This window comes from Candidatus Aegiribacteria sp., assembly GCA_021108005.1.
Classification (GTDB): Bacteria; Fermentibacterota; Fermentibacteria; order Fermentibacterales; family JCC-6; genus Aegiribacteria.
The window spans coordinates 39,347-55,642 of record JAIORS010000134.1 but is presented as its reverse complement, the minus strand read 5'-3'; the positions used below and the strand labels follow the sequence as shown (position 1 = coordinate 55,642).

Sequence of the window (16,296 nt, the reverse complement as noted above, 5' to 3'; positions counted from 1 at the left end):
TGTCGTCAGCTCGTGTCGTGAGATGTTGGGTTAAGTCCCGCAACGAGCGCAACCCTTGCTGTTAGTTACCATCGGGTAATGCCGGGGACTCTAGCAGGACTGCCGGTGATAAACCGGAGGAAGGTGGGGATGATGTCAAGTCATTATGACCCTTTACACCCTGGGCTAACCACGTGCTACAATGGTCGGTACAAAGGGGAGCAATACCGTGAGGTGGAGCAAATCCCATAAAGCCGGCCTCAGTACGGATTGCAGTCTGCAACTCGACTGCATGAAGCTGGAATCGCTAGTAATCGTGGATCAGCATGCCACGGTGAATACGTTCCCGGGCCTTGTACACACCGCCCGTCAAGCCATGGAAGTTGGTAGCACTCGAAGTCGTCGACCCAACCTCGTGAGGGAGACGCCGAAAGTGAGACTAATGACTGGGGCTAAGTCGTAACAAGGTAGCCGTACCGGAAGGTGTGGCTGGATCACCTCCTTTCTAAGGTGTACAATGAATGGTTAAATCCATTCATGTTACTCAGGTTGAGCGCAGGCCAGGCCTGCGATTCCGTCTTCTCCTTAACAGGTTAACCTGGAGAGATCGCACGTCTGACATGGGCCTGTAGCTCAGTTGGTTAGAGCGCACGCCTGATAAGCGTGAGGTCACTAGTTCAACTCTAGTCAGGCCCACCACGCTTGTTACTCCAGATGATTATCTCGGGGGTGTAGCTCAGTTGGGAGAGCACCGGCTTTGCAAGCCGGGGGTCGCCGGTTCGAGCCCGGCCATCTCCACCAGACAGCCTGATAAAATAATTTCAACGAGTTTATCGTACAGTTCTTTGACATCTATGCAGGGAAAACGAGATCAAAATCCGTTTCTGTAATCTTAGTATTAATATTTGTGTAGAAGCTACTAAGAGCATACGGTGGATGCCTTGGCACAGGCAGGCGATGAAGGACGTAGTAAGTTGCGATAAGCTTCGGTGAGGTACAAACAACCTTTGACCCGAAGATTTCCGAATGGGGAAACCCACTCAGGCTAATCCCTGAGTATCCCTTTACTGAACACATAGGTTTAGGGAAGCAAACCCGGAGAACTGAAACATCTAAGTACCCGGAGGAAAAGAAAGAGAATTCGATTCCCCCAGTAGTGGCGAGCGAAAAGGGAACAGTCCAAACCGAGCGGCGTGTAAGCAGCGCGTGCGTTGCGCCGTCGGTGTTGCGGGAAGTAATCGGAGGAGCGCGTATCTCCTCGGATCGAAATGTCATTTAGCAGAATGTTCTGGAAAGTACTCCCAAAGAGGGTGAAAGGCCCGTAAGCGAAAAATGACACTGGATCTGGAATACTCTCCCAAGTAGTGCCGGACACGTGAAATCTGGTATGAATCTGGGCAGACCACTGCCTAAGACTAAATACTCGCCTGTGACCGATAGTGAACTAGTACCGTGAGGGAAAGGTGAAAAGTACCGCTGGCGCGGAGTGAAATAGTACCTGAAACCGTATGCTTACAAGCAGTCGGAGCCCCCTTGAGGGGTGACGGCGTGCCTTTCGTATAATGAGCCGGGGAGTTACTCGTATGTAGCAAGGTTAAGGCCTTAAGGGCCGGAGCCGAAGGGAAACCGAGTCTGAATAGGGCGTATAGTTGCATGCGGTAGACCCGAAGCCAGGTGATCTACCCATGGTCAGGATGAAGCTTGGGTAAAACCAAGTGGAGGTCCGAACCCACTAATGATGAAAAATTAGGGGATGAACTGTGGGTAGGGGTGAAAGGCCAAACAAACCTGGAAATAGCTGGTTCTCTTCGAAATAGCTTTAGGGCTAGCGTCGTGCAAAAATGTACCGGAGGTAGAGCACTGGATGGGTGAGGGGGCCAACAAACCTACTGACCCCAACCAAACTCCGAATGCCGGTTACATGTTCCACGGCAGTCAGGCTACGAGGGATAAGCTCCGTAGCCGAGAGGGAAACAACCCAGACCACCAGCTAAGGCCCCTAAGAGTACGCTGAGTGCATCAAAGGAAGTGAGAGCGCTCAGACAACTGGGATGTTGGCTTAGAAGCAGCCATTCATTTAAAGAGTGCGTAATAGCTCACCAGTCAAGCTTTCATGCGCCGATAATAATCGGGGCTAAGCGTACCGCCGAAGCTGTGGACTCCGACCTTTGGTCGGAGTGGTAGAAGAGCGTTCCATTCGCGCCGAAGGTGTTCTGTAAGGAATGCTGGAGCGTATGGAAGTGATCATCCCGGCATCAGTAGCGACAATGAGGGTGAGAAACCTTCACACCGATAGCCTAAGGTTTCCTGGGCAAGGCTGATCCGCCCAGGGTTAGTCGGATCCTAAGCCGAGGCCGAAAGGCGTAGGCGATGGGAAGCAGGTTAATATTCCTGCACCACCGGATAGGTGTTTGAGCGATGGAGTGACGCAGAAGGTAGGGTCATCCGGGTGATGGAAATCCCGGTTCAAGCTCGTAGGGAGAAGAGACAGGAAAATCCGTCTTTTTGTTAATTCTGAGGAGTGATGACGAGAGCCCTAGGCTCATAAAGTGACCGGTTCCATGCTGCCAAGAAAAACTTCTAAGCGAATCTATCAGGTGTCCGTACCCCAAACCGACACAGGTAGGCAAGGAGAGAATCCTGAGGTGTTCGAGATAACTATGGTTAAGGAACTCGGCAAAATTATCCCGTAACTTCGGAAGAAGGGATGCCAGATCTGGTGAAGATGCTTGCCATCGGAGCTGGATCAGGCCGCAGTGAAATGGCCTGGGCGACTGTTTACTAAAAACACAGGTCTCTGCTAAGTCGCAAGACGATGTATAGGGACTGACACCTGCCCGGTGCTGGAGCGTTAAGGGGAAGAGTTAGCCTTCAATTATGTTGGCGAAGCTTAGAACTGAAGCCCCAGTAAACGGCGGCCGTAACTATAACGGTCCTAAGGTAGCGAAATTCCTCGTCGGGTAAGTTCCGACCCGCACGAATGGTGTAACGACTTGGGCACTGTCTCAACCATGGACTCGGCGAAGTTGCAGTAGCGGTGAAGATACCGTTTACCCGTGGAAGGACAGAAAGACCCCGTGCACCTTTACTGCAGCTTGACATTGGCTTTCGGCGTATAATGTGCAGGATAGGCGGGAGACTATGAAACCATGGCGCCAGTTGTGGTTGAGTCGCCCTTGAAATACCGCCCTTTGTATGGTGGAATTCTAACGGAGAACCGTTATCCGGTTCCCGAACAGTGTCAGGTGGGTAGTTTGACTGGGGTGGTCGCCTCCTAAAGCGTAACGGAGGCGCACAAAGGTTCCCTCAGCGCGGTCGGCAATCGCGCGTCGAGTGTAAAGGCATAAGGGAGCTTAACTGCGAGACAGACAAGTCGAGCAGATACGAAAGTAGGTCTTAGTGATCCTGCGGTCCCGAGTGGAAGGGCCGTGGCTCACCGGATAAAAGGTACGCCGGGGATAACAGGCTTATCGCCACCGAGAGTTCATATCGACGTGGCGGATTGGCACCTCGATGTCGGCTCAGCGCATCCTGGGGCTGGACCAGGTCCCAAGGGTTGGGCTGTTCGCCCATTAAAGCGCTACGCGAGCTGGGTTTAGAACGTCGCGAGACAGTTCGGTCCCTATCCTCCACGGGCGTAGGAAGTTTGAGGGGTTCTGCTCTTAGTACGAGAGGACCGGAGTGGACGCACCTCTAGTGTACCGGTTGTCCCGCCAGGGGCATCGCCGGGTAGCTATGTGCGGACTAGGATAAACGCTGAAAGCATCTAAGTGTGAAACCGGCCCCGAGATTAGACTTCACGATCATTTATGATCCTTAAGGCCACTCAGAGACTATGAGTTTGATAGGCTGCAGGTGTAAGCATGGTAACATGTTCAGCCGAGCAGTACTAATCGGCCGTGAGGCTTCTACACTAAATATTACTACGGTTATAACGGATTTCTTGATTTCCTGCATAGATTTGAAAGAACTGGCAAATGCCGGTGGTCTTAGCGGAGGGGCCACACCCGTTTCCATTCCGAACACGGAAGTTAAGCCCTCCAGCGCCGATGGTACTAGTTGGGTCACCTTCTGGGAGAGTAGGACACTGCCGGCTTTAATTTCGCAAAGAAGACCCCCGGGTTTCCAACCCTCCCGGGGGTTTTCTCGTTCAGTTCACGCATAGGAGGGTAATATGAGCTTTCAATGGATGCTATCAGAGGCATCTTCGAAGGTGAGATAACCAACTGGAGTGATTTGGGCGGAAGTGATGAGATCATCATTACCGTAGCCAGAGAAGAGGGACGGTCAGCTGGGTATCACCTTAACAGCATCATTCTCCGAACTGCCTGATGATTACCAACTGTGATAACTGCAAAATAGATACCCTGCCCAAGCGATTCTCCGGAGTTGTCTCTGCCATCCCAGAAGAGCAGCAGCTCTCCGGCGGGACGCATTTCTTCCATAAGCGATGCAACCTGCCTGCCGCTTATATCGTAAACCACAGCAAGCACCTTGCTTGAAGTCGGCAGGGTAAGACGTAATGCTGTCGATGACGTGAACGGATTGGGATATGCAGGGAAAAGAGAAGGGGGCATCATTCCCGGAGCTGTTTCCCCCCCCTCAATACCGGTCGGGTAGCCTGCAACCTCCAGAGATGGATCACCAAAAAGGTTGACATTGTATAGATTCCCGTACTCGTAGATATGTGACCAGCCGTAAACGGTCGTAGCATCGTACTTGCCGTCGTACAGGGCAACTCCCACATGCTCGCCTTCACTTATAAGGTAACGGTTGAAATCGAAGCATATCTGCTCCGCTCCGCCGGGGTTATTTTTCCAGTCTGACGAGATAGCCGAAGGTCTCGAAGCGCTCACCATGCCTACCGCTGAGCCAGACCCCGGTTTAGTTGCAAGGTCAATGCCCAGGTTCCCCCATGCGTTTGGTTCAGGATAACCCACATTGCACGAGATCGCAAATACAACCGAAGGATAATCATCATCCAGATTGGTTGAAGTAACAGTGTTAAGCAACGAGAGGTTATAAAACTCTCCATTACTCGATTCGGGAACACCATCACCGTCATCCCATTCCCAAACCGACCGAGAGACACTGTTAGACCAGCCATGTCCTGACCAGTTGACCACCGCAAACTGGCCGTTGCGCCAATGATTGATAAATACACCCTCACTCACAGCTGGCCAATCGAACAGAGATGTCACGATACCAAACTGTTCACTCATGTGTGTGATATTCCAGCCGTCCATAAGACCGGTTTCGATGGAGTCTATCACAGAAGCTCCGTCAATAAACGGATATCCGCTGAAATTCTGATTCTCAAAAAACAGAATGGTGGTCGGATGGAGAACATTCTTTTTCCAGCTCCCGGCATCCTGCTCAAAAGTAACGGTTTTATTAAGGGTGTACGTAATACGACCGGTGTCATTCACCGGAATCCTTCCAACATAGATCTCCGGAAGAAAGTCGGGAAGATCCTGGTTGTACTCACCGACAAATCCATCTCCGTCCAGATCCCAGGACAGCGAATCAGGATAGGACAAGTCTGTGTAGTACTGGTCGGTGGGCGTACCTGGCGCGAAAAGATTTGGATTGGACGGATCATATACGTGAAAAGACGAGTCAGGATAGCATATACGCATCGGGACTGTGGCATAGTCACCTACAAAGAGTACATATTCAATTCCCCATAGCCCGTAGTACTCCCTGAGGAAGTTCCTTATCTGCTCCTCCAGATCCACACCCGGCTGATCAGCTATCAAAGGGTCGGTTGTAAGAACGGTTTTCAGACTGTACCCGAGTTCCGCCTTCCATGCGGGAAAAGCGGATGATGTAACAGAGCCGATCAGGTCGCTGGTGGTTACGATAACGTAATCGTACAGATCGTCAAATTGCGCCTCAATTCTGCTGGAAGTGTATTGTCCGGCGAATGTCCGGTAGTTGATAAAAAGCCGCTCTGCCCTTTCATCGGCAACGCAGTCTGCAAGGAGTCGCTCTATATGCTCCGCCTCGGCATCTCCCTCGTCAGGCAGCGTGTAGTTAATGGCTACATCAACACGATCATGGTAAATAAGCCGCCGGGAAATCGGATGATAGGTGATCGGGCAGAAAGCTATCGATGCATAAGAGTATTTGCGAAGGGTGCCTGCTCCGGATAGCCAGGCGATCCTGTCAGGATACGGTTGGTCACTGAGGTAAACGATTTCGTGGTTTGCATGCCACTCTTCATCAAGCCTGACAAGCTCTTCTTCCAGATACGGTGTGTTGAGAAGAGGGAGAACTCCCTCGAATGGCTGAATGTCGTAATAAGAGGGTAATTCATCTGCACCGGAACCGATCACGTCCACAGATACCGCTCTGGCGCCCGGGGGAAGCAGAATCTGGAATCGTTTCATGGGAAGCATGGGCTTTCCGGGGGTCATCAGCTGGCTGAAGCCTTCCATCTCTATTCTGTGACCATCGAGATTTTGAACTATTTCATACTCTCCGGAATGGAGACTTACCACCAGACTCCCTGAATAGGCAGCGGCTATCGATGTCACTGCAAGAAGAACAAACATCTGCAGAAGGACTCCGGACGAAGTACATCTACTCCATCGACTTGTATTCAATGCTACATTTTTCAAAGTATGGTCTCCTTGTCTGATAATGGTGAAGTGGTTTCTGATAATCAATCCAGTATTTCCGGATTCTTCATAGCAATTACCCTGTTCAACAGGCTGTTTTATTAGCATCATTCATTGACGGTAAAGGTTCTAAATAGTATTACAATTATTCTGTTGATAAAAAAGATGCAGAAACGGATACGATTTAGTATAGTAGTATTATAAAGAAATAAGCCTTTTGACAGGGTTCGTTACGATCCATTAAACAAAAAAGGAGTGAAAGATGAAAACTGTGGCACTTTCGATTCTCGTTTCGCTGTTGCTGGTCATTCCTGCAATTGCAAGCGAGACCACTGAGGATACAGGAGCTACTCTTCCTGCAGATATTTCCGAAAGTGGCAATGCCGGGCCCATCTGGGATGGACCCAAGGATGTCCTGTGGGATAACGGTCCCCTCGTTACAAGTGTCGGAACGGGTGTTGGCGGAGCTGACGAATCCATTGTGGACGCTTCGGAGGTTGTTAACGGTTTCGGTTGCCAGTGGGGAGCAGATATCAGGCTGGCTGATGACTTCACGGTTCCATCAGGAGAAACGTGGGAAATTAGTACCTTAACGGTGTTTGGCTACCAGACAGGTTCCGGACCTCCATCAACTATCCTCGAATGTTATATAGAAATATTCGACGGACACCCCGAAACAAGTACATCCGTTTATGGCGATCTTTTCACTGATGTCATGACTTCTTCGTCATGGATGAACTGTTACAGAGTTAAACCTCCCACTTCGGGCACAAGTACCGATAGACCCATTATGGCCAATGTATGTGAGTTTGCATCTCCTATAGTCCTATCGGAGGGAACATACTTCCTTGTCTGGCAGCTTGATGGAACCGGGTCATCAGGTCCCTGGACTCCACCTGTTACAATAAACGGCCAACTGAACACCGGGGATGCTATTCAGTATTTCGATTCCATGTGGAATCCTATAGACGATAGCGCTTCACTGGAGCCAAAGGGACTTCCATTCATACTTGAAAACAATTCAGGTGCCCTCGATAATGAAACCTGGGCTACAATAAAGACGATATTCTAAGCGAGTAGCATCTAAGATAAGAAGGGGATATGGCAGTTATGCCATATCCCCACATCTATTTTACCGGAAACATCAGGCGGGTGCAGGTTACGGGAGCAGTAACAGTTTTGCCACACACTGAGCAGAGCCCACTCTGGCACGGGCGTAGTAGATGCCCGCATTAGCGTGAGTACCGGCCTGAATGTCTCCGTTCCACTGAACCGATGCCTCTCCATCTGAAAGAACATCAGCTGTGAGCCTCTGAACGATTCTCCCCTGCAGATCGTAAATATCGATCGTCGGATTTGCAGCCGCGATAGTACCGTTCCAGTTCAACTGAATATCAACAACGCTGCTGAATGGGTTCGGAGTAAGGATGAGATCGATATTTGTTGTGAGTTGTGATGGATCAATAGAAATTCCAAGAGGATCATATGCGGTGAACTGATAATCAGGGCCACCGGAACTTGAAACACTGGCTATAACAAGAACAATCTGGTCGAGGGGATTGGTTAGGTTGTTTATTTCAAGTGATCCGCTTTGTGTTGGCTCATCAAGAGTCATCGGAAGAACCACGATGGAGTCTGGACGAAGAAACAACACCCGAACACCGAATTTGTTGCTATCGGAACCGTCAAAAGTAAGCGTGAGATTCTCGATAGAGATAACTTCAAAACGGTAGTAGTCTGTCGCCCAGTTATTTACTGTCCCATTGGCAGCCACAGGATACGATGAATATGTTTTTGCGTAAAATGGGGGAAGATCATCACCGATATAACCGTACCTTCCATCTACGAGACTGGTGTCATCCAGGAAATTGGCAACTGACCAGTCAATAAAAATATCATCGGTGTTCTCAGAATAGCCGAAATCATCAAGGACGTTATCGTAACCGGCCATGGAATTGGCAGGCTCATGCACCAGCGCGAAAACAGCAGGATGTCCGCCGTAACGCTCAAAGAAGTAGAGTGACCAGAGATAGGTCTGAATGTAATCGGCCCAGTTACCGTCCCACACCGTCAGGTTGTTGTCGGGGTGGTTGTTGAACGATGTGATTACGTCAGGGTGTCCGTAAAACCACATTGCGAGTTCGGCCATACCCTCATCAACCCATGTGCTTTCATCATCATCGTATTTCCAGTGGATCAAGTGCTCGAACTCATGCGCTGCTACCGCGAGCATATAATCTCCGGAAGGGCCTCCCGAGCTTGCGGTATTGAGGTAGAGAACCTCACATTCGTTGCTTGGATAACCGGGAAATGTGCCATCGGGATACTCATCGAAGTAGAAAAAGAAGCCGTCTGCAGCTACATGGAAGTTGTACCACATAAGGTAAATACGTGGATCGTTATCAAGTTCGTCCGGAGGAACCCCGAAAGAGAGGCTGTCAATTTCATAAATGCCCCGGTTGGGATAGGGGCCGATACTGGAGTTTTCCCAGTGCTCAAGGATGGAGTCCACATCAGCCTGATTTATTGTTACATTCCATTCACAGTCTCTGACCATTACATAGCCACGGTCGCTCTTCCCGCGAACCACGCACGTGTCCTGTATGAAGTGGGGCGGCATAGACTCCCATGTGAAAAGGTACCAGATCCACGAATCTCCGACCTGCGGATTTGGTGGGGGAGTGAGGCGAACTTCAGAATCTGTCACACGGTCGATGGGACCCATTTCTTCAAGGGATGGGAGCTGAATCTCATGGCTGAAAGCAGGCTCCTCCCCGAAGGCAGAAACAGTGAACACAGCTAGAATCGTTACCAGTATCATTGTTCCGTTACAATTGCTTAAAAACACCTGATTCCTCCAGAAGCAAAAGAAAATAGTTTAGTTCCTACTGATGAAATATAGTCTCACTTATATCCCAAAACATAGAGGCATAATCCGGCAAACCATATGAAGTCGAACAGGTTTGCTGTTGCATGATCAAACGTGACGGTGATATTGCTCAATCACCATGCCTTGGAGTATATTTTAATCTGGATAAGTAACATGCTAATATTTCAATTACTGTCGCGATGATCACGGCTGAAATCCAGAGAGGATGTATCTCAGTGTTTTTCAGGAGTAGATGGATTACTGCAGCGATTTTATTCACACTGGTACCTTTAACGTATGCAATAATATGGATATACCAGGTTGATCCACTGATATGCAACGGGTGCGGTAATTGCATTCCGTATTGCACGACAGGTGCCCTTTATATGGATGGTCCTGATGCGGTGATTGACCCTGACCTTTGTAATGGGTGTGGTAATTGCGCTCCCCACTGTATACGCGGAGCGATTTACAAATACTGGTACGAAGGACTATCGGGGGATGAAACCGAAGAACAACTGTTATTCGGGCCAAACCCCTCCTCAGGGCTTGTTCTCCTGACAGGAGCAACTGTCGGCAATCAGGTGGAGGTATTTGATGTCTACGGAAGGCTTGTGTTATCGACTACTGTTTCGTCTGACGGAGAAGCCCTGATTGATCTATCCGATTTAGCTTCCGGAAACTACCGTATTCGGGTTGGCAGCAATGAATTCCAGATTCTTACCGGCTTTCTACTACTCTGAATTGGATTCAGGATACAATTTTTTTCTGCATACCGGACATAATTCGCGACTGAACTCTGCTTCTGAGTGTTTTTGTATGTAGTCTTCCAGAGTATGCCATTCTCCTTCCTCATCCTTGATCCTTTTACAGTTCCTGCAGATTGGGAGTATTCCGGTAAGTTGCTTTACTCTTCTCAGAGCCTCCTGCAGCTTGTTACTCTGTTCTCTTAATTTGGCCATATCGCTGAATCGCGCAAGAGATACTTCAATTGCCCTCATCAGTTCAAGTGCTTTCGGTGGTTTCACAACGTACGCGCCTACTCCTGCCTCGATAGCTTTATCTGTAAGGTCTTCCGTTTCGTACGCGCTCAGTATAACAACCGGAGTCGGGAAGTGCTTCTGAATCAGAATGGCAGCTTCAATCCCGTTCATTCTTGGCATTCTGATATCCATGACTACTACGTCAGGATGTAACAATCTCACCATCTCAACAGCCTCGTGCCCGTCTTCAGCTTCTCCAGCTATACTGTATCCAAGCTCTTTTAGCATACCTTTCACCATCTCGGATACAAGATGATCATCCTCGACAACCAGAACGGATATGTCGCTTCTTTCAGTCATTATCTGTCCTTTCTATATCACTTCGTTTTCAGTGAAAGTTATTTCAGTTATCGCTCCGGCATCATTGGCCATAGTCAATTCGCCCTGCAGATTTTTCGAAACCATATTTCTAATAATGTCAATTCCCAATCCTGATTTTTCCATCCGGAGCACTTCACCGGGAAATCCCGAACCGTTATCCCGGTAATTTATACTGATCGTACCGGACTCATCCTGATGAATATTCACTGATATCCGTAGGTGTTCAATGTCTCTAAATGCGTACTTCATAGAATTCCTGACCAGTTCATTGAATATCAGCGCAAGTGAATGAGCCTGGTTCGAGTTAACCTTGGCATCTGAATCATGTACTGTAGAGAATACTCTCTGTCCTCCCGGTTTGACGGATATGGTACCGCTGATTATTTCTCTGGCCAGCTCGCTGATCTTCAGAGGCTTCCAACCGGAATTTGACAGCATGCTGTGAACTGTAGCGAGTCCCTGTACTCTTCCTATTAGACTGGGAACAAAATCACTTATGCTCTTTGTCTCCTCAGTATACCGCAGCTGTGCGTAAAGAAGTCCGATAATTTCGGATAAGTTGTTTTTTACCCTGTGGTTCACTTCCTTAAGCAGAGTAGCATTCATTCTGGCTTCTTCATCAGCTTTAAGATACATATTCCTGAGTTCGGTTTCCATTCGATTTCGCAGAAGCGCATTACTCATCGCGACTCCCACAATCCGGAGAAGATCGATGATGTCTTCGCTCCACGTTCTTTCCCGGTGAACCGAATCGAATCCCAGAAAACCAATCAGATTCTCGCCATGTACAATTGGAACTGCCACCATCGACTGATTGCACAGCTGTTCGAGAATAGCCTTTTCAGCTGAAGCCTCCTCTGGAAGGTTTGCAACGGAGGGAATGCTGATAGTATCGTGTCTCGTCAATTTGCTTATCCACCATGGAATGGAAGTAAAAGGAAGATTCTGAAGATTATCTATATGGGTTTCTATTGCATCAGCACACCATTCATGAGTATTGGATACTGTTCGGGCCGCATTGTCAACCTGAAACAGGTACGATCTATCAGCCTGGATAGATGTACCGACCTTCATAAGCGCATCGTTAATGCCAGGATTAAGAGCGTTTCCCTGCATTTCAATAAACCCGGTGGATATATCGATTAAAAGGTTTTCGAATCTGCTTTTGAAATCGAGTTTTTCCTTTGCTTTTTCTGAGGCTGTGATATCTTGCAATATAGCAAGAACTCCATCAGGAAGAGATGAGAAGAATACATTCCAGATATGATCTTCGTGTTCAACCAGAACATGTCGTGGCTTTCCTGTTTCAAACACTTCTCCGAATTCCCGGATTAGTACTTTTTCCAGTTGTCCTGAAAAGACGGTACTTACCAATTCCCCATTAATTGATCTGTTATCAAGAACATTCTCAAGTACTATGTTGCTGAAAAGAATCTTCATGTTTCCATTAACCGCAAGAATGGGGCTTCCTATCCGTTCCAATAGAATCCTGTGTTTTTCTTCACTGACTCTCATTCTGTTCTCTGCTCTGATTCTGCCTATAGTTCCACTGATTTTCTGTACTATTCCCTCAATTTCATCGTAGACGGATGGCGGTATGTCCTTTTTTGTCCTGGAGGCGAGAAAAAGCACGGCTTCAAGTTTTCCAAGGTGTTTTATTGGCAGGAGAGCATTTATTGACATTTGATCCGTCTCGTTGTGCTCCTCCGGGAAAGGTGAATGCTCATCGTACTGAAGATAGATGGTTCTCTCGTTTTTCATTAGCATACCCATCGAGGAACCAGCAGAATAGTATTTATTGTTCTCAACAAACCAATCCGGTAACCCTCTGTATTCGATAAGTTCAAAAGTATCTGTTTCATGATTAAGTAAATACACACCGCCTGCATCAACAGTATTGAACTGCAGAACTGCTTCCAGAGAAATCTGCACAGCGGTATTCAGATCAGTTGTTGAGCTGAGGGCAATTCCAAGATCACGATGAAACCGCAGATAATCATGAGTGTTTATATCATCATCAACGATGAACTGGTTACATAAAAAGTAATCAGTTTCATCATTCTCCTGAGCCTTAACGACAGTGCCAATTGATAGTACGGTGATCCAGTTATTGTCCTTTTTTTTGAGGCGATGAGTAGCACGGAATACTGGAATTATTCCATCCCTGCACCTGAAAACCTCATGCATGATATAAACGGATTCGTCGGGATGGAGCAGATCAAGCCAGAAATCAATATTGTGATCGATTTCAGAGGAAGAAAACCCAAGCACATTTTCCCAGACTTCGTTGAACTCCACATAGCCTGTCTTCAATTCCCATTTCCAGATTCCGGCGCTTTCACTTTCCAGAAGGCCGGATAGTTCAGCTGTATTCATTGTGCTTTCCGTGTTCTAAATTTATTCTCTTTTACTCCATATATAATAACTTCAACATATAATAAGCTACAGTCAAGGCGCGTGTACTCAGGAACAGGTGTAATTCATTTCTGCCATTTTCCTGCTGGCGCTGTTACCGGGATGCTCCGGAAGATAAATACCTTTACATCTACGATACGAACGGCAACAATCTCTTCCACGCAGGAATGCTCGAATTAGAGGGGCAGAATCTGCGAAGCATATTGGACATTGACGGCAAGAACATCTTCAACATGATTATCGAAGCGCTGGAGGATACTTATAATTCACACGCATGGGTGCATTACGTATGGTGGGAACCGGGCAGCTTCTACCCCGTTCCGAAATCATCTTGTCACTTCAGAGTATCCACTCCGCAGGGCGAGGATCTGATTGTGGGGGGAGGAATGAATTACCCTCTCGAAGAGAAAGAAGGTGATTATGAACCAGATAGTCAACCTGGATACTATATTCAAGAAGAAAAACTAGTTTTGTATCGCATGCTTAAGGAGAACAACAGATGATCGGAATATCTAAAAAACCGGGTAAGGTCGCGGTTCTGGGAGCAGGTCTTACAGGTTTGAGGGCAGCGGATGTGCTTTCCGAAAACGGTGTGGACGTTGTTGTAATTGAGAAAGAGGCGTATCCTGGTGGTCTTGCTCATACATTTCAGCAGAATGGATTCCACTTTGATCTGGGACCCCACCGGTTTCATACTGAGAATTCAGAAATACTTCAGATGGTAGAAAAACTTCTTCCGGGTGAACTTCTGGAGCTTCAAAGATTAAGCAGAATTCATCTTCTTGACAGGTATTTCATATATCCCCTTTCCTTCGGTGATGTACTAAAAAAAATGCCCCTCCTGAAAGCGGCAGGTATGACAATGAGCTACTTCATGGAAAGAGGGAAGAACCTTTTTTCTTCGGGAGAAAAACCATCCTTTAAAGAATGGGTAATAAGCAGATTTGGAAAGAAGTTATACGATCTGTATTTCGGTCCATATACGGAAAAACTCTGGGGCTGTCCGGCAGAAAAGCTTTCCTCCGACTGGGCAAGCCAGAGAATATCGGTTCCGAAACTTACGGATCTGGTAAGAGCTACAGTATTTCCACAGAAAAATTCAGCCAGGAGCCTTGTAAGCAAGTTTCACTACCCGAGGGGTGGAATCGGCAGGATATCCGAAGCGCTTGCAGAAAAAGCGTTCTCCAGGGGAGCGGATTTCATTTATTCCACCAGCCCTGATTCCATCCAGCCTCTCACCGATGGCGGGTACAGCATATCTTCAGGCGGAAAAGATATAAAGGTTGATGGTATTGTGAGTACAATTCCAGTAACTGAATACGTTGAATTGTTGGGTAACACTCTGTCTGAGAACATTCACAACTGTTCAGAGAAGCTCCATTACAGGGCGATTGTGTTTCTTGTGCTGCAGCTGAAGACTGGAATCATGGCGAATGACCACTGGATATATATACCTGAGGAAAAGTACCTGTTCAACCGAATCTCAATACCCGGGAACTTTGATGCTGAATTGTCTGAAAACGGTTCTCAAATGGTGTTCGAGTTTACCTGCATGGAGGATGATGATATCTGGTCGGGGGACCGCGATCTGCTTGAATCAGCAATTGCGGGAGGAATTGAGCTTGAGCTTTTCCGGAGGGATGATGTTATGGGAAGCATGCTTACTCGGAAAGCTCACGCATATCCGGTTTACTCTTTGGAATACTCCGATAATATATCAACAGTGCTTGACGCTCTTGACGTTCTGGAATCTTCAGTTACAACAGGTCGCCAGGGATTGTTCAGATACAACAATATGGATCACTCCCTGGAAATGGGAGAGTACGCAGCACTGGAGCTTCTGGGGCGGGGAAGCGTGCGGCAGCGGTTTGAATGGACGCGGAAAACATGGGCTGACGGCTGAGAGTTCTAAGATGATTTGACATAGCCCGCCAATTACTGGTATTGTTTTCACAGATGAAGAAGACCACAGATACGGAATTACGGCAGTAATTAAGCTCATTGGCTGGCATGATAGTTGTGATTTATTGACGGTTGAGAGGTTTCCATGAAAAAAGACAGTCTTTTTGATACTGATGATATCCTGTCCGAGAGCGGTGTAAGGGAACTATTCGAGTGCATAGAAGTGCGCGAATCGGATGTACTTGTCAAGCAGGGCGGTTCCGGAACTGACCTTTTCATTGTCGAATCAGGGCAGTTCGTTGTAACGGATGATAAAGGTGGGAATCGAATCCTGGAATCACTTGGAGAAGGAGACGTTTTCGGCGAAATGGCCTTCCTGGGGGGTGAGGAGCGGTCGGCAAGCGTTACCGCGAACACAACAGGAACCTTATTGAAGCTCTCCCGGAAACCCTTCGTCGCATTCCTCAGAAAGAACTCCATTCCAGGAACCAAATTTCTCCTTTTTCTTGAAAGGCTAATTGTTGAAAGGCTGAGAAAGGCCGATGCGCTCAGGCATCTTATCTCAGGAGACCAGGATCTCAGCGAAAAGCATGAACTCAGAAAGCTGAGGGCCGATATCAGGGCTCGAAATAAAAGACCACTGTTGTCCGCGGATGACCCCATACTGTCGGAGATGTGTCAATGGATTTATGCAAGAGATGGTCAGATACTGTTCCGACAGGGAGAAAGAACAACGGATCTCTTCATAATAAGGAAGGGTAAAGTTATCGTTGTTGATGATAACTCCGGAGAATTTGTCCTGGGCAATTTCGGAGCCAATGACGTTGTAGGTGAAAGATCATTCCTTGACGGCAAACCAAGGACGACAACCGGGAAAGCCTCCGGGAGCGCAGAAATACTGATGTTTTCAAGAGAAACTCTGCAAGAACTTCTGGATAAGAACACCAACATGGCAATCAGTTTGAACCTTGGCCTTGGAAGTCTTCTGGCGCGGAGGCTCAGCATGGCCAACAAAACATTGAGGCTTCTTACCTATGAAGAACTGAGGGAAAAAGCGGAGGTCTCAAGATTACTCAGTGAAATGCGAAAATCCCTTCGGATAAAAACTCTCCATTGAAAAGCACCCGTTTTCGTAATTGTCCGA

General features: G+C 47.8%; 10 protein-coding genes, 2 tRNA genes and 3 rRNA genes. 11 read left to right on the top strand and 4 right to left on the bottom strand.

Annotation, left to right across the window (positions count from 1 at the left end):
- The 6 genes from K8S15_08115 to K8S15_08090 form a co-directional block, all read left to right on the top strand.
- Positions 1–484 (top strand): 16S ribosomal RNA (locus K8S15_08115); the annotation flags it as partial.
- A gap of 117 nt (positions 485–601) precedes the next feature.
- Positions 602–678 (top strand) — tRNA-Ile (locus K8S15_08110).
- 26 nt (positions 679–704) lie between these two features.
- A tRNA-Ala gene (locus K8S15_08105) sits at positions 705–780 on the top strand.
- A gap of 108 nt (positions 781–888) precedes the next feature.
- Positions 889–3,893, top strand: a 23S ribosomal RNA gene (locus K8S15_08100).
- Positions 3,894–3,958: 65 nt separating this feature from the next.
- Positions 3,959–4,075: ribosomal RNA gene (gene rrf / locus K8S15_08095) — 5S ribosomal RNA — on the top strand.
- Positions 4,076–4,164: 89 nt separating this feature from the next.
- Positions 4,165–4,311 carry a hypothetical protein gene (locus tag K8S15_08090; GenBank protein ID MCD4775997.1) on the top strand — a complete coding sequence of 49 codons (147 nt, stop codon included), beginning with the start codon at positions 4,165–4,167 and terminating at the stop codon, positions 4,309–4,311.
- Here the strand turns inward: K8S15_08090 and K8S15_08085 are convergent.
- Entirely contained in the window at positions 4,278–6,602 is a 2,325-nt protein-coding gene (locus K8S15_08085) for a T9SS type A sorting domain-containing protein (protein MCD4775996.1), read from the bottom strand. The genes K8S15_08090 and K8S15_08085 overlap by 34 nt on opposite strands.
- Before the next feature lie 262 nt (positions 6,603–6,864).
- Here K8S15_08085 and K8S15_08080 point away from each other — a divergent pair, with 262 nt between their 5' ends.
- Positions 6,865–7,674 (top strand): hypothetical protein, encoded by an 810-nt coding sequence (locus K8S15_08080; GenBank protein ID MCD4775995.1) that lies wholly within the window; start codon positions 6,865–6,867, stop codon positions 7,672–7,674.
- A gap of 87 nt (positions 7,675–7,761) precedes the next feature.
- On the opposite strand, the gene K8S15_08075 is transcribed toward K8S15_08080, so the two are convergent.
- On the bottom strand, positions 7,762–9,450 hold the full coding sequence (locus tag K8S15_08075) for a hypothetical protein (GenBank protein MCD4775994.1): 1,689 nt from the start codon (positions 9,448–9,450) through the stop codon (positions 7,762–7,764).
- 221 nt (positions 9,451–9,671) lie between these two features.
- Here K8S15_08075 and K8S15_08070 point away from each other — a divergent pair, with 221 nt between their 5' ends.
- The gene (locus tag K8S15_08070; protein ID MCD4775993.1) at positions 9,672–10,214 is read left to right on the top strand and encodes a 4Fe-4S binding protein; all 543 of its coding nucleotides are present in this window, start codon (positions 9,672–9,674) and stop codon (positions 10,212–10,214) included.
- On the opposite strand, the gene K8S15_08065 is transcribed toward K8S15_08070, so the two are convergent.
- Together K8S15_08065 and K8S15_08060 are read right to left on the bottom strand one after the other, a co-directional pair.
- Complete coding sequence (locus K8S15_08065; protein MCD4775992.1) at positions 10,206–10,814, bottom strand: response regulator; 609 nt, start codon at positions 10,812–10,814, stop codon at positions 10,206–10,208. The two genes, K8S15_08070 and K8S15_08065, sit on opposite strands and share 9 nt — an antisense overlap.
- A gap of 12 nt (positions 10,815–10,826) precedes the next feature.
- On the bottom strand, positions 10,827–13,211 hold the full coding sequence (locus K8S15_08060) for a PAS domain-containing protein (GenBank protein MCD4775991.1): 2,385 nt from the start codon (positions 13,209–13,211) through the stop codon (positions 10,827–10,829).
- Between the two features lie 110 nt (positions 13,212–13,321).
- On the opposite strand from K8S15_08060, the gene K8S15_08055 reads away from it, so the two are divergent.
- From K8S15_08055 to K8S15_08045, 3 genes are all read left to right on the top strand, one after another.
- Positions 13,322–13,753 carry a cache domain-containing protein gene (locus K8S15_08055; protein MCD4775990.1) on the top strand — a complete coding sequence of 144 codons (432 nt, stop codon included), beginning with the start codon at positions 13,322–13,324 and terminating at the stop codon, positions 13,751–13,753.
- Positions 13,750–15,153, top strand: a complete 1,404-nt coding sequence (locus K8S15_08050; protein ID MCD4775989.1) for an FAD-dependent oxidoreductase — start codon at positions 13,750–13,752, stop codon at positions 15,151–15,153. The genes K8S15_08055 and K8S15_08050 overlap by 4 nt, the downstream gene beginning before the upstream one ends.
- Positions 15,154–15,297: 144 nt before the next feature.
- Positions 15,298–16,269, top strand: a complete 972-nt coding sequence (locus K8S15_08045) for a cyclic nucleotide-binding domain-containing protein (protein MCD4775988.1) — start codon at positions 15,298–15,300, stop codon at positions 16,267–16,269.
- Positions 16,270–16,296: the final 27 nt, after the last annotated feature.